This window comes from Burkholderia sp. Bp9099 (assembly GCF_003857805.1).
Classification (GTDB): domain Bacteria; phylum Pseudomonadota; class Gammaproteobacteria; order Burkholderiales; family Burkholderiaceae; genus Burkholderia.
In genome coordinates this window covers 89,516-109,164 of record NZ_QTPU01000021.1, presented here as the reverse complement: position 1 = coordinate 109,164, position 19,649 = coordinate 89,516, and the positions used below count along the sequence as shown (strand labels likewise).

The window sequence follows — 19,649 nt, the reverse complement described above, 5'->3', positions numbered from 1 at the left end:
CAGAAGCGCAGAAGCGCAGAAGCGCAGAAGCGCAGAAGCGCAGTCGGCTGCGCGGCTGGCGCGATCGCAGCATGGCGGGCCGCGCTCAGCCGCAATCAACCGCAATCAACCGCAATCATTCGACGCGGCCCCGACCGGCCGCAGCCGCTCGTCATGCATCCGCGATTGCGTACGGTTCAGTCGACCAGTTCCCCGCTCGGCTCATAGAACGGATACGGCCCGTCGCCTTCGTCCACGTACACGTGATGGGACGTCATCCCCATGTCCGGCGTATGGACGTGCACCGCGAACGCGGGCGGCTCGAGCCGGAACGCGGACGGCGCGTCCGCTCGCAAATCGAACGCGACCTGGTGCGCGGGCGCCGGCACGGCCGATGCGAGCGTGCCGCCGAAGCGCGTGAACATCGTCCGGTGCACGTGGCCGCACAGCACGCGCTCGACGTTCGGATAGCGCCGCAGCAGCGCGTCGAGTTTCGTGGCGGCGGCGGGCGCGAGGCGCAGCGCGTCCATATGTCCGATCCCGGACACGAACGGCGGGTGATGCAGCGCGACGATCACCGGCCGGTCGCGCGCAGCGTCGAGTTGCGCGGTGAGCCACGCGAGCCGCGCATCGCACAGGTCGCCATGGCTCGTGCCGGGCACCTGCGAATCGAGTGCGAGCACGCGCACGGCGCCGACGTCGAGCGCGTACTGCACGAACTCGCCGTCCTGCAATTCGGGACGATCGGCGAACGCGCGGCGCAACCCCGCACGATCGTCGTGATTGCCGACCATCAGGTAATACGGAATCTCGAGCGGCGCGAGCAGGTCGCGCAGGTGGCGGTATTCGTCGTCGTGGCCGAAGTCGGTCAGGTCACCGGTGACGAGCACCGCGTCGGGGCGCGGCACCAGCGCGTTCAGCTTCGCGATGCAGCGCGCGAGCGCGGCGGCCGTGTCGACGCGTCGGTACGCGAGCTGGCCCGGGCGCTTGATGTGGAGATCGCTGATTTGAGCAAGCAGCATCGTCGTTCCTCGGAATGTGTGGTTATCGTGGGGCGGTGTTACGCGGCGAGCGCGATCAGGCCTTCCGGCGCGATCGTGAGGCCGACCGCCGTGCCGCGCGCGAGCTCGATGCGGCCCGGCACGTCGATCACGAGCGCGTCGGGTGCCGCATGCTCGATCGTGAGCCGCGTGCGTTCGCCGAGAAACGCGCACGCGCCGATCGCGCCGCGCAGCGGCGCATGCGCGGGATCGGCGAGCTGCGCATCCTCCGGACGGAAGAACCACTCGTCGGCGGCATGCGGCGTGACGATCGCGCCCCCCGTCGTCACGAGCGCGCCGTCCTGCCATTGTCCTGCAAGCCGGTTCAGCGTGCCGATGAACTGCGCGACCGTGCGGTTCGCCGGGCGGTAGTAGATGTCGCGCGGCGTGCCGATCTGCTCGATGCGGCCCGCGCCCATCACGACGATCCGGTCGCCGAGTTCCATCGCCTCGGCCTGGTCGTGCGTGACGTAGACGGTCGTCACGCCGAGCTCGCGCAACAGCGCATTCATCTCGCGGCGCAGCACGTCGCGCAGCTTCGCGTCGAGCGCGGTCAGCGGCTCGTCGAGCAGCAGCACGCGCGGGCGCACCGCGAGCGCACGCGCCAGCGCGACCCGCTGGCGCTGGCCGCCGGACAGCTGATCGACCGGTTTGTCCGCATGCGCGTCGAGCCGCATCATCGCGAGCAGCTCGTCGACGCGTTCGCGCAGCGCGCGCGGCTCGGTCTTGCGGATCTTCAGTCCGTAGCCGACGTTGCCGCGCACCGTGAGGTTCGGGAACAGCGCGTAGTTCTGGAACACCATGCCGACCTGGCGGCGCTCGATCGGCAGCGCGGTCACGTCGTCGCCGCCGAACCGGATCGTGCCGCCGGCATCCGGCGTGTCGAGGCCCGCGATCAGGCGCAGCGTCGTCGTCTTGCCGCAGCCCGACGGGCCGAGCAGCACGAGCGTCTCGCCCGCGCCGATCGACAGGTCGAGCGGTTCGAGCACGCGCGTGCCGCGGAACGTCTTCGCGCAGCGGGTCAGGGTGATGGGGGTGGAATCGAGTTTCATGGGAAGGGTAAGGTCAGCGCAGGGTCAGCGCGGGCGACGCGTCAGCGCGCGCGTGCCGGACGGATCGACGCCGAGCCACTGCATCGCGACGAGGAGCGGCAGCGTCATCAGCAGGAACACGATCGTGTACGCGCTGCCGACTTCGAGGCGCAGCGACGCATAGGTATCGGCGAGCCCGACGGGCAGCGTCTTCGTGTCGGGCGTATGCAGCATCCAGGTCAGGTTGAATTCGCCGATCGACAGCGTGAGCACCGCGAGCGCGCCCGCGACGATGCCGGGGCGCAGGTTCGGCAGCACGATCGTGACGAAGCGCGTGACGAACGACGCACCGAGGCTCGCCGCGCCTTCCTCGAGCGTGCGCAGGTCGGCGCCGGCGGCGACCGCCGCGACCGCGCGCACCATGAACGGCAGCGTGAACACGACGTGGCCGACGACGATGAACCACAGGCTCATCCGGAACGCGGTGAAGCCGCCGTACACGACCAGCAGCGCGAGCGCCGACGCGAGGCCCGGCAGCGCGACCGGCAGCACGAGCGCTTCCTCGATCACGCGGGCGACGCGGCTCTTGCTGCGCGCGAGCGCATAGCCGGCCGGCACGCCGACGGCGAGCACGATCGCGAGCGTCGCGAACGCGACGCCGAGCGACAGCGCGACCGAGCCCTGGTACTGCTGCCACACCTGTTCGAGCCAGCGCAGCGTGAGGCCGCTCGACAGCCCGCGGAAATAGTTGACGGTGAGGCCCGCGAGTACCGACATCACGACGGGCACGATCAGGAACGCGCACAGCAGCAGCGTGACGCCCCATTGCAGCGCCGCGATCGCGCGCGCGCCCGACACGCGCGGCGCGCGTCTGGCGGTGCCGTTCGCGTGCGACGGAGCGGGCGCCGGCGACGGCGCGGACGAACCGGAAAGCGATTGCATGAAGGAATCCTCAGGCCGCGGCGGCGGCGGTGTGGCCGGTGAACCGGCGCGCGAGCGCGAGCACGGCCCACGTGACGATGCCGAGCACGATCGACAGGCCGGCGGCCGTCGCGATGTTCGCGTTCAGCGTGAACTCGGTGTAGATCGTCATCGGCAGCACGTTCAGGTCGGTGGCGAGCGTGAAGGCGGTGCCGAACGCGCCCATCGCGGTCGCGAAGCAGATCGCGCCGGCCGCGACCAGGCCCGGCGCGAGCGCCGGCAGCACGATGTCGACGAAGATGCGCCACGGCGACGCGCCGAGCGAGCGCGCGGCTTCCTCGAGCGACGCGTCGAGCTTCGACGCGGCCGCGATCACGGTGACGATCACGCGCGGGATCGAGAAGTACAGGTAGCCGACGAACAGCCCGGCAACCGAATACGCGAACACCCACTTGTCGCCGGTCAGCTTCGCGGACAGCATCCCGATCAGCCCCTGCCGGCCGGCGAGCATGATCACCATGAAGCCGACCACGACGCCCGGGAACGCGAGCGGAAAGGTGAGCAGCGCGAGCAGCACGCGCTTGCCGGCGAATTCGCGGCGCGCGAGCAGCAGGCCCGAGGTCGTCGACAGCGCCAGCGTCGCGAGCGTGACGCCGGCCGACAACGCTATCGTTTCGCCGAGGCTCGTCATGTAACGCGCGTTGCCGAGCAGCGCCGCGTATTGCGTGAAGAACGCGCCGTCGGCGGACACCCGCACGAGCGCCGCCATCGGCAGCAGCCAGAACGCGGCGAACACCGCGAGCGCCGGCGCGACGAGGGCGACGCGCCAGCGCAGCGGGAAAGTCAGGTCGAGCATGGCGTGGGTCCGGCGCTTACTGCATCACTTGCAGGTATTGCTGGCCGAACGCTTGCTGGCCGGCCGCCATCTTGCCGAAGTCGACCGATTTCGCCCGGGCGTATTCGCTCGCCGGCAGGAACTTCGCGGCGACGTCGGCGCCGAGCGTCTGCGCGCGCACCGGACGCAGGTACGCATTGGCCCACAGCTTCTGGCCTTCGTCGGACAGCACGAAGTCGAGCACCTTCCTGCCGTTCGCGTCGTGCGGCGCACCCTTCACGAGGCTCATCACGTACGGCACCGCGATCGTGCCTTCCTTCGGAATCACGAACTCGACGTTCGCGTGATCCTTGTACTTCGCGCGATACGCGTCGAAGTCGTAGTCGAGCAGGATCGGAATCTCGCCGGACAGCACGCGCGCATACGCGGTCTGCTTCGGCACGATCGGCGCGTTCGCCTTCAGCTTGCGGAACCAGTCGAGCCCCGGCTTGAAGTCGTCGAGGCTGCCGCCGAGCGCCTGGTTGACGGCCACGGCGCCTGCATAGCCGACGAACGCGCTCGACGGATCGAGGTAGCCGACCATGCCCTTGTATTCGGGCTTCAGCAGGTCGGCCCACGAGCGCGGGACCGGCTTGCCGTCGAGCGCGTCCTTGTTCACGAAGAAGCCGAGCGTGCCCGAGTGGATCGCGAACCAGTAGCCCTGCGGGTCCTTCAGGTTCGCGGGGATGTCGTTCCAGTGCGCGGGCTTGTACGGCGCGATCACGCCCTTGTCCTTCGCCTGGAACGCCGACGACACGCCGAGATAGACGACGTCGGCGACCGGGCTCTTCTGCTCGGCGATCAGCTGCGCGATCGCCTGGCCCGAGTTCTTGTTGTCGAACGGCACGCGGATGCCGGTCTTCTGCTTGATCGCCGCGATCTGCGCGGCCCAGTCGGCCCATTCGGGCGGGCAGTTGTAGCAGATCGCCGATTCGTCGGCATGGGCCGCGGGTGCGAACGCGACGAGCGCGGCGCAGGCGACGGGGGCTGCGAGCACGCGCAGCAGCGAGGTCAGGCGAAAGGACACGATGGATCTCCGGGCGGGGGCGGGGTAGCTTGCGCGCGCCGTGCACGATGGCGCGGCGCGTGCGTTCAGGCTTGGTGCAACTGCAGGTCGGCGGCCGGCGGCGCGACCGTCGCGCCGTCGCGCACCGTATGCGGCAGGATCAGCGACGTGCGCTCGATCGTCGCGCCGCCGATGCATTCGACGAGGCGCTGCCATGCATGACGGCCGATGTCCTGGTTCGGCGTCGCGACGCTCGCGAGCGGCGGTGCGAGCAGCTCGCCGATCGCGATGCCGTCGAAGCCGAGCACCGACAGGTCGTCGGGAATCGAGAAGCCCGCGCGGCGCAAGCCGCGCATCACGACCATCGCGAGCAGGTCGTTGCTGCAGAAGAGGGCGGTCGGGCGCGTGGCTCGCGCGGTGAGGTGCGCGAGCACCGCGTCGGGCAGCTCGGCCGCGTTGAAGTCGACCTCGACCGGCGGCAGCGTCGCGACGCCGGCCTCCTCGAGCGCCTGCGCGTAGCCGAGATGGCGCTGGCGAGCGCGATCCGACGCGGCGAGCGAACCGGCCAGCATCAGCACGCGGCGATGACCGCGTGCCGTCAGCATGCGCACGCCGTCGTAGGCGGCGCTGCGGTTGTCGACCGACACCGACGGGCGGCGTTGCGTGTCGTTGTGCATCAGCACGTAGTGCGGGCCGTCGCGGTCGAGCATGTCGAGCAGCGGATGCGTGTCCGCATCGGCGACGGTCAGGATCAGCCCCTCGACGCGCTGCTCGCGCAGTGTCTCGATCGCGTGGCGCTCGCGCGCCGCGTCGTATTCGGTCGTCATCAGGATCAGCTTGAAGCCGGCCGCGGTCGCGAGTTCGTCGATGCCCTGCAGGCAGTCGGCGAATACAGGGTTCGACAGCGTCGGCAGGACGACACCGACGAGCCGCGTGCGCTCGCCGCGCAACTGCCGGCCGAGCGGGCTCGGGCGGAACTGCAGCGTGTCGATGGCGGTGCGGATGGTCGCCAGCGTGGCGGGGCTGACGGTATGCGGCGCGTTGATCGCACGCGAGACGGTGGCGATCGAGAAGCCGGCGAGCGCGGCGACGTCCTTGATGGTCGGGGGCATGAAGTTACGCGATGTAAACGTTTTCGACGGGAGAATTATCGAAAGCGTTTGTGACTTCGCGATGACTGACGAGACGTCTGTTTCGTAAAAGATGCGATACAAACATCAGACGGTTGGCGCCCGGCGAGCGGGGCGGATTCGATTGTATCGACGGATGCTGCGGCGCGGGAGGAAATCGGCGACGGTGTCGCGCCGACGTCGATTGCGGCGCTCGAGTTCGGGTATGGACAGGGCAGGCCGACATGCTGCATCGCGATGCAATGCGCGCGAATCAGCTAATGCATGCGCAAGCAATGGTAGAATCGCGTCCGCCCTTTTGCCGGGGTGATGAAATTGGTAAACATAGCGGACTTAAACGATTGAGTGCCCGGCCGGAAACGACCGGTGCAGAACCCTTCAAATTCGGTGAAACCCCTGACGCGCGCCGTGCGTCGAGGCAACGCCGAGCCAAGCCTCGCGGTACGACTGCAGCGAGGAAGGTGTAGAGACTAGACGGGGGGCGCCTAAGGCGCACGGGCGGTAATACCGCCCGCGCGCGACGGCGAAGGCATAGTCCAGCGCACGAACGGCGTCGTTTCGACGACGCCGGCTTTGAAAGAAGCAGTGTGACGAAAATCCGCCGCCTTAACTGGCTTGCCGGTTCGAGTCCGGTCCCCGGCACCAAGATCGCTTCCATGCGATTCCATGACGTTCCGAAAACCCGCGAGAAACAAGCCGCTCGCGGGTTTTTTGTTTTTCAGGTCGTGCTTCGCTTCGATGGCGGCGGCCGGTTCCCGTAGATCCCCCGCGCTGGCCAAACGCAAACGTACCGGCGATTGAAATATCGATTCCCCGCGATTTGCTTCAGGCGTCCGCTCGTCGCCCGAATGAGGCGCGCTTCAACACCCGGCTATCCGCTTTCCGCGCCGAAAAACAGCCGGCGTTCTGGAGAGCACCTTTCCGCTGCAGGCCACTAACAGCAGAAAAACGGCTCATTACACTGCGCCCGTCGCATCGCGGGGAAACATCGATGCGACGCACATTCGCAGCACGCAACCGTTGCGACCAGCAAACGAAAGACCTGGGGGTAAATCGTCATGAACATGCGTTTGGGGATCATCGCACCCGCCGCCTTGCTTGCTGCCGCGGCGCATGCACAAAGCAGCGTGACGCTGTACGGCAAGATCGAGGACGGTATCAACTACACAAGCAACGCACGCGGCCACGGCACCGTGCAACTGCAAAGCGGCTATGACTACGGCAGCCGCTGGGGCATCAAGGGCACCGAAGACCTCGGAGCAGGCTACCAGGCGATTTTCACGCTCGAGAGCGGCTTCGACGTCAACAACGGAAAAATGAGCCAGGGCGGCCGGGAATTCGGCCGTCAGGCGTTCGTCGGCATCGCGTCGGACCGATACGGCACCCTGACGTTCGGTCGTCAGTACGATCCGAGCGTCGACATCTTCTCGCCGCTCACCGCAAACGGCAACTGGACCGGCTACCTGTTCTCGCATCCGTACGACAACGACAACACCGACTACTCGTTCCGCGTGAACAATGCGGTCAAGTACGTGTCGCCCGTATGGCACGGCGTTACCGCGGAGGCGATGTATGGATTCAGCAATCAGGCGGGCGGCTTCGCGAACAACCGTCTATATGGCGCCGCGCTGCAATACCAGCAGGGCGGGCTGACGGTCGGCGCCTCGTATTTGAAGATCAACAACGCACGCAATGCCGATTCGAACGGGGCGATCACCGGCGACAACACGTTCGATGCATCGTCGCAGCAGAACATCGGCATCGGCGTGAATTATGCGTTCTCGAATGCCCTCGTGGGATTCACGTATTCGCACGTCGACGTCTACGATCCGACTTCGAACGCGTATTTCACCGGTACGACGCAGCCGGCGGGCGGTGCGTGGCAGTCGTGGAAATTCGACAACTTCGAGGTGAACGGCCTCTATCACTTCACGACCGCGTTCTACGTCGGCGCGGCATATACGTACACGCAGGCCCGCGTCGCGTCGACGGTCGGCGCGTTCAATCCGAAGTGGCATCAACTGAGCGCGAAGCTGAACTACGACTTGTCGAAACGCACGTCGGTATTCGTCGAAGGTGTCTATCAGCATGCGCTGAACGCGCACACTGGAACCGACTTCGACTACGCGTACGTTCCGGGCGCCGCCGATATCTCGTCGGGCCCGAATCAATTCGTCGCGCGAGTCGCGCTGCTGCATCATTTCTGACGCTGCTATCCGGGCGGTTATCGGTCATGTGTGGGTAAAAAAGTCCTGAACTTCGGGCTTGAAGGGAAATGTCGGCTCGACGGGCCATGGCGGGCCACTTCGCTGCGACGAAAGCGCCGCCGTGTGATACTTGGCACGTACGTCGCACAGGCCGTCGCCACCATCGTCGCGCACGTGACGCGGCCGATGGAATCAAACGACGTTTCCCTCCCGCAAGACCACCCGCCATGACCGACTCGAACTACCACTATTACGAACCGTCGCAAGGCCACGGGCTGCCGCACGATCCGCTGAACGCGATCGTGGGCCCGCGCCCGATCGGCTGGATTTCCTCCCGCGGCAACGACGGCACGCTCAACCTCGCGCCGTACAGTTTCTTCAACGCATTCAACTATCGTCCGCCGATCATCGGCTTTTCGAGCACCGCCGCGAAGGACAGCCTGCGCAACGTGCAGGAAACCGGCGAGTTCGTCTGGAACCTCGCGACGCGCGACCTCGCCGACCGGATGAACCAGACCTGTGCCGCCGTGCCGTACGACGTCGACGAATTCGAACTCGGCGGCCTGACCGCGATTCCGTCGCGCCTCGTCGGCGTGCCGCGCGTGGCGGAAAGCGGCGTCAACTTCGAATGCAAGGTGACCGACGTGATCCGGCTGCGCGATCACCGCGGCGTCGAGACGCCGGCCACGCTGGTGCTGGGCGAGGTCGTCGCCGTGCATATCCGTCACGACCTGCTGAAGGACGGCATCTTCGATACGTTCGGCGCGGGCATCATTCTGCGTGCGGGCGGCCCGTCCGCCTATGTGCACGTGACGCCCGACAGCCGCTTCGACATCGCGCGCCCCGACGCGTGATGCATTGCATCATCGACGCATCGCGCCATCGCGCCATCGCGCTTTCTCGCCCATCGCACCATTACGCGCCGGAATGATCCGGCGCGCGAGCGCTGAAGCACGCGGACGCGCACCGACAAAGACAAAGACCCCGCCGAAATCCAGGATTTCGCGGGGTCTTTCGCTTCGTACCCTCCGACACGCGTGACAGACGCGCATCGATTCCGCGCTCCCCGACGCGTTGACGCATCGCAGCACACGCAACCGTCCTTCAAACCCACCGGCAATGCCGCTCGCCCATCGTCGCCGCCATGGCAAATCTGCTCACCCCGAACGAGCGGGTTGGGCATCGACGTCCGGTACTGCAAGGCATACATTCCCAAGGTTGGCGTGCTTATCCGCGTGCCAGCCCGCGCGTGAGCCGGCAACCGGCCGCGCGTTCCAATCAGCGTGAGACACAATCGAGCGTGGAGACGACACGATGAGCCTGTCAGAGCCATTGCGTCTGCATGTGCCGGAGCCCACCGGGCGCCCGGGCTGCAAGACGGATTTTTCCTATCTGCATCTATCGCCGGCCGGCGCGGTTCGCCGCCCGCCGATCGACGTAGCGCCGGCGGACACCGCCCATCTCGCCCGCAGCCTGGTGCGCGTGCTCGACGATCACGGCGAAGCCCTCGGCCCGTGGGCGCCGGATCTCGACGATGCGCGCCTGATCGCCGGGATGCGCGCGATGCTGAAGACCCGCATCTTCGACGCGCGGATGATGATCGCGCAGCGTCAGAAGAAAATCTCCTTCTACATGTTGAGCCTCGGCGAAGAGGCGATCGGCGCCGCGCATGCGATGGCGCTGCGTCACGGCGACATGTGCTTCCCGACCTACCGCCAGCAAAGCATCCTGATCGCGCGCGACGTGCCGCTCGAACGGATGATCTGCCAGCTGATGTCGAACGAAGGCGACCCGCTGAAGGGGCGCCAGCTTCCGGTGATGTACTCGGACCGCGAAGCCGGCTTCTTCTCGATCTCCGGCAATCTCGCGACGCAGTTCATCCAGGCGGTCGGCTGGGCGATGGCGTCGGCGATCAAGGGCGACACGAAGATCGCGTCCGCCTGGATCGGCGACGGCGCGACCGCGGAAGCCGACTTCCACACCGCGCTGACGTTCGCGCACGTGTATCGCGCGCCGGTCGTGCTGAACGTCGTCAACAACCAGTGGGCGATCTCGACGTTCCAGGCGATCGCGGGCGGCGAGGGGACGACCTTCGCCGGGCGCGGCGTCGGCTGCGGCATCGCTTCGCTGCGCGTCGACGGCAACGACTTCCTCGCGATCTACGCGGCGTCGACCTGGGCCGCCGAACGCGCGCGCCGCAATCTCGGCCCGACCTTGATCGAGTGGGTCACCTATCGCGCCGGCGCGCATTCGACGTCGGACGATCCGACCAAATACCGGCCGGCCGACGACTGGGCCCATTTCCCGCTCGGCGATCCGATCGCCCGCTTCAAGCAGCACCTGATCGCGAAGGGCATCTGGTCGGACAGCGCGCACGACGCGCTCACGGCCGAACTGGAAGCCGAGGTGATCGCCGCGCAGAAGGAAGCGGAGAAGTTCGGGACGCTGGCCGACGACCGCATTCCGTCGCCGGCGTCGATGTTCGACGACGTGTACAAGGAGCTGCCCGCGCATCTGCGCCGTCAGCGCCAGGAACTGGGAGCGTGATCATGGCGCAACATGAAACAACGACGGCATCGGCCCAGCCGATGACGATGATCCAGGCGCTGCGCTCCGCGATGGACGTGATGCTCGGCCGCGACGACGACGTGGTCGTGTTCGGGCAGGACGTCGGCTACTTCGGCGGCGTGTTCCGCTGCACCGAGGGGCTGCAGGCCAAGTACGGCAAGTCGCGCGTGTTCGATGCGCCGATCTCGGAAGGCGGGATCGTGGGCGCTGCGGTCGGGATGGGCGCGTATGGCTTGCGGCCGGTCTGCGAGATCCAGTTCGCGGACTACTTCTACCCGGCCTCCGACCAGATCGTGTCGGAAGGCGCGCGGCTGCGCTATCGCTCGGCGGGCCAGTTCACCGCGCCGATGACGATCCGGATGCCGTGCGGCGGCGGCATCTACGGCGGCCAGACGCACAGCCAGAGCCCGGAAGCGATGTTCACGCAAGTCTGCGGACTGCGCACGGTGATGCCGTCGAATCCGTACGACGCGAAAGGACTCCTGATCGCGTCGATCGAGAACGACGATCCGGTGATCTTCCTCGAGCCGAAACGCCTGTACAACGGGCCGTTCGACGGCCATCACGAGCGTCCGGTCACGTCGTGGCTCAAGCATCCGGGCAGCGAGGTGCCGGAAGGCTATTACACGGTGCCGCTCGACACGGCCGCCGTCGTGCGGCCCGGCAACGACGTGACGGTGCTGACGTACGGCACGACCGTCCACGTGTCGCTGGCGGCCGCCGAGGAGACCGGCATCGATGCGGAAGTGATCGACCTGCGCACGCTGTGGCCGGTCGATCTCGACACGATCGTCGCGTCGGTGCGCAAGACCGGCCGCTGCGTGGTGGTGCACGAGGCGACGCGCACCTGCGGCTACGGCGCGGAGCTGGTGTCGCTCGTCCAGGAACACTGCTTCTACCATCTGGAGGCACCGGTCGAGCGGACGACGGGCTGGGACACGCCGTATCCGCACGCGCAGGAATGGGCGTATTTCCCCGGGCCGGCCCGGGTCGGCGAAGCGTTGCGACGCGTGATGGAGGCCTGAGATGGGGATTCATGTCATCAAGATGCCGGATATCGGCGAAGGGATCGCCGAGGTCGAGCTGGTGGCCTGGCACGTGCAACCGGGGCAGACGATCGCCGAAGACCAGCCGCTCGCCGATGTGATGACCGACAAGGCGGCGGTGGAGATTCCGTCGCCGGTGGCGGGCAAGGTGCTGGAGCTCGGCGGCCGGATCGGCGAGATGATGGCGGTCGGCAGCGAGCTGATTCGTCTCGAAGTCGAAGGCGACGGCAACCTGAAATCGGGCGCGAAAGCACACGATGCAGGCCCGGATGCGACGCAGCGAGCGGCGGCGGTCGACGTGCCTGCCGATTCATCTTCTACCGCTGAGGGATCCGAAACACATGCGTCGTCGAAGGCAGCGACGCACGCCGCATCCCGCGCGCCGGCCGAGCCGCGCCGCGCGGAACATGCGGCGCCGCCGCGCGCGGCGCTCGCGCCGGGCGAACGGCCGCTCGCGTCGCCGGCGGTGCGCCAGCGCGCGTGGGACATGGGCATCGAGCTGCGCTACGTGCGCGGCACCGGCGAGGCCGGGCGGATCCTGCATGCGGACCTCGACGCGTATGCGCGCACGGGCGGCGGCGCCGCGCGCGGATCGCAAGCGCGCGGCTACGCCGAGCGCAACGACGCAACCGAGGTGCCGGTGATTGGCCTGCGGCGCGCGATCGCGCGCAAGATGCAGGAAGCGAAGCGCCGCATTCCGCACTTCAGCTACGTCGAGGAGATCGACGTCACCGAGCTCGAAGCGCTGCGCGCCGAGCTGAACCGGCGCCACGGCGACACGCGCGGCCGGCTCACGCCGCTGCCGCTGCTGATCCGCGCGATGGTGATCGCGCTGCGCGACTTCCCGCAGATCAACGCGCGCTACGACGACGAAGCCGGTGTCGTCACGCAATACGGCGCGGTGCACATGGGCGTCGCGACGCAGACGGACGGCGGCCTAACGGTGCCGGTGCTGCGTCATGCGGAGGCGCGCGACGTATGGTCGATCTCGGCGGAAATCGCGCGGCTCGCCGACGCGGTGCGCGCGAACCGCGCGCAGCGCGACGAGCTGACCGGCTCGACGATCACGATCTCGAGCCTCGGCGCGCTCGGCGGCATCGTGTCGACGCCGGTCATCAACCATCCCGAGGTCGGCATCGTCGGCGTGAACCGGATCGTCGAGCGGCCGATGATCCGCGACGGCGCGATCGTCGCGCGCAAGATGATGAACCTGTCGTCGTCGTTCGACCATCGCGTCGTCGACGGAGCGGACGCGGCCGAATTCATCCAGGCCGTGCGCGAGGTGCTCGAGCGCCCGGCGCTGCTGTTCGTGGAGTGAGCCCGATGAAGAACGAACACACCACGCTGCTCGTGATCGGCGGCGGGCCGGGCGGTTACGTCGCCGCGATTCGCGCGGGGCAGCTCGGCATTCCGACGGTGCTCGTCGAGCGCGACCGGCTCGGCGGCACGTGCCTGAACATCGGCTGCATTCCGTCGAAGGCGCTGATCCACGTCGCCGACGCGTTCGAGCAGGCGCGCGGGCAGGCCGGCGAGGGGATGCTCGGGATTCGCGTGCGCGCGCCGGAGATCGACATCGCGAAAAGCGTCGCGTGGAAGGACGGCATCGTCGAGCGGCTCACGCGCGGCGTCGGCGCGCTGCTGAAGAAGCACGGCGTGCGCGTGCTGCACGGCGACGCGCGCGTCGTCGACGGCAAGACGGTCGACGTCGTCGCCGGTGACCACACGACGCGGATCGCCTGCGAGCACCTGTTGCTCGCGACGGGTTCGGAGCCGGTCGCGCTGCCGTCGATGCCGTTCGGCGGCCACGTCGTCTCGTCGACCGAGGCGCTGTCGCCCGCGTCGTTGCCGAAGCGGCTGGTCGTCGTCGGTGCCGGCTACATCGGGCTCGAACTCGGATTCGTCTATCGCAAGCTCGGCGTCGACGTCAGCATCGTCGAGGCGGCCGAGCGCGTGCTGCCCGCATACGACGCGGAACTCGCGAAGCCGGTCGCCGATTCGCTCGCGCGGCTGGGCGTCGGGCTATGGACGGGCCACAAGGTGCTGGGCCTCGCGAGCGACGGCGCGGTGCGCGTGCAGGCACCCGACGGCGCGGAGAAAACCCTGCCGGCCGATCGCGTGCTGGTCGCGGTCGGCCGCCGGCCGCGCGTCGACGGCTTCGGGCTCGAATCGATGCCGCTCGATCGCAACGGCCGCGCGCTGCGTATCGACGACGAATGCCGGACGTCGATGCGCAACGTATGGGCAATCGGCGACGTCGCCGGCGAGCCGATGCTCGCGCATCGCGCGATGGCGCAAGGCGAGATGGTGGCCGAGCTGATCGCGGGACGGCGCCGCAAGTTCACGCCGGCCTCGATCCCGGCCGTGTGCTTCACCGATCCCGAGGTCGTCACGTCCGGCTGGTCGCCCGACGACGCCAAGGCGGCCGGTGTCGACTGCATCGGCGCGTCGTTCCCGTTCGCGGCGAACGGCCGCGCGATGACGCTGCAGGCGACCGACGGTTTCGTGCGCGTCGTCGCGCGGCGCGACACGCACCTGATCGTCGGCTGGCAGGCGGTGGGGCGTGGCGTGTCGGAACTGGCCGCCGCGTTTTCGCAGTCGCTCGAGATGGGCGCGCGGCTCGAGGACATCGGCGGCACGATCCACGCGCATCCGACACTCGGCGAAGCGATGCAGGAGGCGGCGTTGCGCGCGCTGGGACATGCGCTGCACGTGTGAGCATCAGCCGGCCCGCGCGGCTGATCGAAGCCCCGCCACGGCGGGGCTTCTTGTTTGTGTCGATCGCGGGCGTCGGCTTCGTGTCTCCCGCGCCGGATTCGACATGACGGTTCGCGCTTCGACTATCCGGATTGCCGACGATCGGTCAAGGCCGACGCCGCGCTCGACGCGCGCCCGGGCGCGCATGTGATCGGTTCGGAACGCTTGGCCTGAACCGGAACCGGCGACGCCAAGCTGCCGGCGGCACGGCTGAACGAACGGACGGCCAGCGCCGGCGGTTCGCGCACGACGCCGTCAAGCGGGCCGACCCGTTGCAAGACTGTTTCGTCATACCAGGCAATAGCGGACATGTGGCGTGCATGCTGACCTACGATGAAGACATCGCGTCCATCGTCTGCCCAACCATGTGCACCCACTACCGCGCCCCCGATGAAGACCCGGGCATCAGCGAGCTGAGGATCGGCATCGGCGACCTGTTCCGCCGCGATCCGTGGGAACCCGACGTATATCCCGATTACGCGGCGCCCATCGCGCGTGCCGACGGCGACGGTCTCGCGGTCGTCAGCGCGGTGTTCGGCTTCTGGCCGAAGTTCATGCAGCCCGAGCGTCTCGACGAGCACGGCCGCAAACGAAAGAAGCTCGATACGGTGAATGCGCGCGCGGAGACGGTCGGCGCGTCGCGGCTCTACGGCAATGCCTGGCGCAACGGCCAGCGCTGCCTGATTCCGGTGCGCTGGATCTTCGAGCCGTGCTACGAGACGGGCCGCAACGTGTGGCACCGGATCGGTGTCGACGGCTGGCAACCGTGCTGCGTCGCCGGCCTCTGGCGGCGCTACGAAGCGGCCGACGGCCGCGAGCGGATCGGCATGACGATGCTCACGGTCAACGCCGACGATCATCCGGTGTTCGCGCGCATGCACCGGCCCGGCGACGAGAAGCGGGGCGTCGTGATCCTGCGTCGCGACGACTACGACGAATGGCTGCATGCGCGCGACGTCGAGGCCGTGCGGCGCATGCTGACACTCCTTCCTGCGACCGACATGGTCGCCGCACCCGATCAGGTGTCGCCCGCCGGCGCCTGAGCTTTCATTTTTCATACACTTTTCATACGCAACCGATTGCTGCGCAGGTCGGACGTATCCCGTTCTCTCAGACGATTTCTAAAATTCCCGGATTCCGGGTAATCACCGATATCAGCCAAGTTGTATATACAAGATCATCCGCTGGCAATGTCGGCACACGTCGTGCCCGTTGCGCGCCAGCGTGCTGACCGTGCGTGCGTGGCGCATGCCGGCGATCCACGGCGCCCCGCACCCGGCGAGCCGAAAGGGCGGCTCGGCACGTTTTTCGTCTCGTCCCAACCATTTGTGATCCTCAGTATCTTGGAGATTTACCCGTGTCAACGAATCCCAGTGGAAAAGCCGGCGGTCTGATCGAGGTACGCTCGATCGATTTCATTCCCGACGCCGAACGCCACGGCGGACTGCTGAGCCAGTTCACGCTGTGGCTGTCCGCGAACATGCAGATCACGGCCATCGTCACGGGCGCGCTGGCGGTCGTGCTCGGCGGCGACGTGTTCTGGTCGCTGATCGCGCTGCTGCTCGGCCAGCTCGTCGGCGGCGCGGTGATGGCGCTGCACGGCGCGCAGGGGCCGCAGCTCGGGTTGCCGCAGATGATCTCGAGCCGCGTGCAGTTCGGCGTCTACGGCGCGATGATCCCGATCGTGCTCGTGTGCCTGATGTACATCGGTTTTTCCGCCAGCGGCTCGGTGCTCGCCGGGCAGGCCGTCGCGCAATTGCTGCACGTCGACGACGCGGCCGGCATCCTGTTGTTCGCGGCCGTGATCGTCGTGCTGACGGTGTTCGGCTATCGCGCGATCCACTTCGTCGGCCGGATCGCGAGCGTGATCGGCATCGTCGCGTTCGTCTACATGTTCACGCAGCTGTTCGCGAACCACGACGTCGGCGCACTGCTCGCGAACCGGCACTTCTCGCTCGCGAGCTTCCTGCTGTCGATGTCGCTGTCCGCGTCGTGGCAGATCGCGTTCGGCCCGTACGTCGCCGACTACTCGCGCTACCTGCCGCGCTCGACGTCGTCGGTCGCCACGTTCCTCGCGGTCGGCCTCGGCTCGGTGATCGGCGCGCAGGCGGCGATGGTGTTCGGCGTGTTCGCGGCGGCGCTGGCCGGCAGCCAGTTCGCGCACCACGAGGTGTCGTACATCGTCGGCCTCGGCTCGACGGGCGCCGTGGCCGCGCTGCTGTACTTCAGCATCGCGTTCGGCAAGGTGACGGTGACCGCGCTCAACGCGTACGGCAGCTTCATGTCGATGGCGACGATCGTCAGCGGCTTCCGCGGCAAGGGCGCGGTGTCGTCGAAGAGCCGTCTCGTGTACATCTTCGGGATGATCTGCGTGTCGACGCTGATCGCGCTCGCCGGCCGCCATTCGTTCCTGAAGGAATTCACCGCGTTCATCCTGTTCCTGCTCGCGTTCTTCACGCCGTGGAGCGCGATCAACCTGGTCGACTACTACTGCTTCACGCGCTCGCGCTACGACGTGCCCGCGCTGTCCGATCCGGACGGCCGCTATGGCCGCTGGAACGCGATGGCGATCACGATCTACGTGGTCGGCATCCTGGTGCAGCTGCCGTTCATGTCGACGCACATCTATACCGGTGCGCTCGTCGACGCGCTCGGCGGCACCGACATCTCGTGGATCCTCGGCCTCATCGTGCCGGCCGTGCTGTACTACGTCGGCGCGCGTGCGTCGCGGCGCAGCATCCCCGAGCGCCTGATCCTGCCGCTCGAACGCGGCGAGGTTCATCACTGACGCATCGCGTCGTCCGCCGGGCCGGCCTGCAGCCGGCCTGAGCGGCCCGCCGCGCCGAACCGGGCGCGACCGGCTGCCGCGCTGTACCTCACCTTCGTTATCCGCGATGCCGGCATGGCAGACCACCGTGCCCGGCATCGTTCCATTCTCCTTTCATTGAATAGTATGACTAAGCAGATGAACGCACGAGACAATCGTTCCCGAGCGCGATCGGCGCATGCCGGTCTTCGCATGGCCGTTACGGCCGCATGCCTGGGTGGGTCGGGCGCCGCGCTCGCGCAGGACGGCGTCACGCTGTACGGCGTGATCGACGAATTCGCGCAGTACGTGAATACCGGCAACGGCTACACGGCGGCGATCGGCTCGGGCGGCCAGTGGGGCAGCCGCTTCGGGCTGAAGGGCGGCGAGGACATCGGCGGCGGCCAGAAGATCGAGTTCGCGCTCGAGAACGGCTTCAACGCGAACGACGGTTCGCTGGCAAGCTCGGGCAGCATGTTCAACCGGCAGGCGTGGGTCGGCATCGCGGGGCAGTGGGGCAAGGTGCGCGCGGGCCGCCAGAATTCGCCGCTGTTCAACGACCAGGGCGGGCAGGACGCGTTCGGCGGCGTCACGCAGGCGTCCGGCATGGACAACCTGACCGTGTTCGCGTTCCGCACCAGCAATACGCTGTCGTACCAGAGCCCCGAGATCGCCGGTTTCCAGGCCGGCCTGTATTTCGGATTCGGCGACGCGGGCGGCGTGCGCTCGGCAGGCTCGAGCCAGCAGTTCGACCTGACCTACGAGCACGGGCCGTTCGCGGCATTCGTCGCAGGCCAGTGGCTGAAGAACAAGACCGCGACCACGACCGATCGCACGATCATGGCCGGCGCGTCGTACGCAATCGGCAAGGCGACCGTGTACGGCGGCTTCTCCGCGGTGAAGTGGGCCGACCTCGGGATCGATTCGCGCGTGTACGGGCTGTCGGTCAAGTACCAGCTCAATCCGGCGAACTACGTCGCGCTCGGCTATGCGTACCTGCATGACCAGACTTCGCAGGGCGACAACGCGGACCAGTTCGGGCTGATGTACGAATACGACCTGTCGAAGCGCACGAGCTTCTACGGCGCGCTGTCGTACCTGCGCAACCGCAACCAGGCCGGCTACACGCTCGCCGGCGCGGCGAACCCGGGCCTGCCGCTCGCGTATCCGGGCGCGAATGCGCGCGGCGTGCAGCTCGGCATCGTGCATCGCTTCTGACGAGGCATCGGGCGCCGGGCCGCGGGTCGGCGCCTGTTTCCCGTCACGGGTGCGCGCAATCGCGCGCCGGCATGCGTGCGCCCGCATTCGCGCGCCAACATCCGCGCGCTCACATCCCCAGCCGTTCCGCGAGCGAATGACGCTGCATGCAGCGCTCCATCGCGTCGAGGAACGCCTGCTCGGCCGCGTTCATCTTGCGGTCGCGATGCCACAGCAGGAACACGTCGACGTCGACGAGCCCATCGTCCGGCGGCAGCCGCCACAGGCGTTGCTGCGCGATGTCGTCGCGCACGATGTGCTCGGGCAGGCAACCGATGCCGTAACCGGCGAAGATCAGCCGCCGCACTTCCTCGAGGCTCGGCGACGACGCGACGATGCGCCCGGTGAAACCCTTCTGGTCGCGGAACACGGTGAGCGGCGACAGGCTGTCGCCGATCTGGTCGCTCGTAAACGACACGAAGTTTTCCGCGAGCAGGTCGTCCATCCGCAACTGCGTCTGCCCGAACAGCCGGTGATGGCGGCCGCAGTAGATCGCATAGCGCTGCCGCAGGAAGCAGCGCATCTCCAGCTTGTCGTGCGGCGTGCGGCACAGGCCGAGCCCGGCGGTGGCCGTCTTCTGCAGCAGCGACGACAGGATGTCCGACGAGCGCATCACCTCGATCTGCAGGTCGATGCGCGGATACGCGCGATGGAAGTCGGCGAGGAATTCGTCGTAGACGGGCGACTCGATGCGGCTCACCGTCAGCAGCCGGATCGAGCCGGTGAGGTCGGCCGTGCTGTCGTCGAGCTCCGTTTCGAGCCGCGACACGCCGCCGTAGATGTCGCTCGCGATCCGGTACACGGCTTCGCCGGCCGGCGTCGGCGCGAAGTGCGCGCCGCGCCGCTCGATCAGCTTGCGCTCGAGGGCCTCCTCGAGCCGCCGCAGCGCCTGGCTCACGGCCGGCTGCGTCACGTGCAGGCGCGCGGCCGCGCGGCTCACGCTGCGCTCCTGCATGATCACCAGATACGTGCGCAGCAGGTTCCAGTCGAGGCGGTCGTTGAGGAAGGGGGCGAGGTCGGCGCGCATCGG

The 19,649-nt window shown here is 67.7% G+C and carries 16 protein-coding genes; 9 read left to right on the top strand and 7 right to left on the bottom strand.

The window, feature by feature from the left end:
* Positions 1-176: 176 nt before the first annotated feature.
* The 6 genes from DIE17_RS24250 to DIE17_RS24225 all read right to left on the bottom strand — a co-directional run bounded on the left by DIE17_RS24250 (position 177) and on the right by DIE17_RS24225 (position 5,963).
* On the bottom strand, positions 177-1,001 hold the full coding sequence (locus tag DIE17_RS24250; RefSeq protein ID WP_124487539.1) for a phosphodiesterase: 825 nt from the start codon (positions 999-1,001) through the stop codon (positions 177-179).
* 38 nt (positions 1,002-1,039) lie between these two features.
* The gene (locus DIE17_RS24245; RefSeq protein ID WP_124487540.1) at positions 1,040-2,071 is read right to left on the bottom strand and encodes an ABC transporter ATP-binding protein; all 1,032 of its coding nucleotides are present in this window, start codon (positions 2,069-2,071) and stop codon (positions 1,040-1,042) included.
* A 24-nt stretch (positions 2,072-2,095) separates the two neighbouring features.
* Positions 2,096-2,992, bottom strand: a complete 897-nt coding sequence (locus tag DIE17_RS24240; protein WP_124487541.1) for an ABC transporter permease — start codon at positions 2,990-2,992, stop codon at positions 2,096-2,098.
* Positions 2,993-3,002: 10 nt separating this feature from the next.
* The gene (locus DIE17_RS24235; RefSeq protein ID WP_124487542.1) at positions 3,003-3,827 is read right to left on the bottom strand and encodes an ABC transporter permease; all 825 of its coding nucleotides are present in this window, start codon (positions 3,825-3,827) and stop codon (positions 3,003-3,005) included.
* A 16-nt stretch (positions 3,828-3,843) separates the two neighbouring features.
* On the bottom strand, positions 3,844-4,872 hold the full coding sequence (locus DIE17_RS24230) for an ABC transporter substrate-binding protein (protein WP_124487543.1): 1,029 nt from the start codon (positions 4,870-4,872) through the stop codon (positions 3,844-3,846).
* Positions 4,873-4,937: 65 nt separating this feature from the next.
* Positions 4,938-5,963: a substrate-binding domain-containing protein gene (locus DIE17_RS24225; protein ID WP_044844945.1), complete on the bottom strand. Its 1,026-nt coding sequence runs from the start codon at positions 5,961-5,963 to the stop codon at positions 4,938-4,940.
* 1,076 nt (positions 5,964-7,039) lie between these two features.
* Between DIE17_RS24225 and DIE17_RS24220 the strand changes: the two genes are divergently transcribed.
* From DIE17_RS24220 to DIE17_RS24175, 9 genes are all read left to right on the top strand, one after another.
* Complete coding sequence (locus tag DIE17_RS24220) at positions 7,040-8,188, top strand: porin (protein ID WP_124487544.1); 1,149 nt, start codon at positions 7,040-7,042, stop codon at positions 8,186-8,188.
* Positions 8,189-8,415: 227 nt separating this feature from the next.
* Positions 8,416-9,042: a flavin reductase family protein gene (locus tag DIE17_RS24215; RefSeq protein WP_124487545.1), complete on the top strand. Its 627-nt coding sequence runs from the start codon at positions 8,416-8,418 to the stop codon at positions 9,040-9,042.
* Between the two features lie 460 nt (positions 9,043-9,502).
* Entirely contained in the window at positions 9,503-10,735 is a 1,233-nt protein-coding gene (locus DIE17_RS24210) for a 3-methyl-2-oxobutanoate dehydrogenase (2-methylpropanoyl-transferring) subunit alpha (protein ID WP_044844942.1), read from the top strand.
* A gap of 2 nt (positions 10,736-10,737) precedes the next feature.
* A complete protein-coding gene (locus DIE17_RS24205; protein ID WP_124487546.1) occupies positions 10,738-11,781 on the top strand; it encodes an alpha-ketoacid dehydrogenase subunit beta in 1,044 nt (347 codons plus the stop codon).
* 1 nt (position 11,782) lies between these two features.
* Complete coding sequence (locus DIE17_RS24200; protein ID WP_124487547.1) at positions 11,783-13,120, top strand: dihydrolipoamide acetyltransferase family protein; 1,338 nt, start codon at positions 11,783-11,785, stop codon at positions 13,118-13,120.
* Between the two features lie 5 nt (positions 13,121-13,125).
* Positions 13,126-14,517 (top strand): dihydrolipoyl dehydrogenase, encoded by a 1,392-nt coding sequence (gene lpdA / locus DIE17_RS24195; protein WP_124487548.1) that lies wholly within the window; start codon positions 13,126-13,128, stop codon positions 14,515-14,517.
* 404 nt (positions 14,518-14,921) lie between these two features.
* Positions 14,922-15,599: an SOS response-associated peptidase family protein gene (locus DIE17_RS24190; protein WP_124487627.1), complete on the top strand. Its 678-nt coding sequence runs from the start codon at positions 14,922-14,924 to the stop codon at positions 15,597-15,599.
* A gap of 314 nt (positions 15,600-15,913) precedes the next feature.
* Complete coding sequence (locus DIE17_RS24180; protein ID WP_124487549.1) at positions 15,914-17,344, top strand: purine-cytosine permease family protein; 1,431 nt, start codon at positions 15,914-15,916, stop codon at positions 17,342-17,344.
* Between the two features lie 165 nt (positions 17,345-17,509).
* Complete coding sequence (locus DIE17_RS24175) at positions 17,510-18,580, top strand: porin (RefSeq protein WP_124487550.1); 1,071 nt, start codon at positions 17,510-17,512, stop codon at positions 18,578-18,580.
* A 109-nt stretch (positions 18,581-18,689) separates the two neighbouring features.
* Here the strand turns inward: DIE17_RS24175 and DIE17_RS24170 are convergent, their stop codons facing one another.
* A complete protein-coding gene (locus tag DIE17_RS24170) occupies positions 18,690-19,646 on the bottom strand; it encodes a LysR family transcriptional regulator (RefSeq protein WP_124487628.1) in 957 nt (318 codons plus the stop codon).
* Between the last annotated feature and the right edge of the window lie 3 nt (positions 19,647-19,649).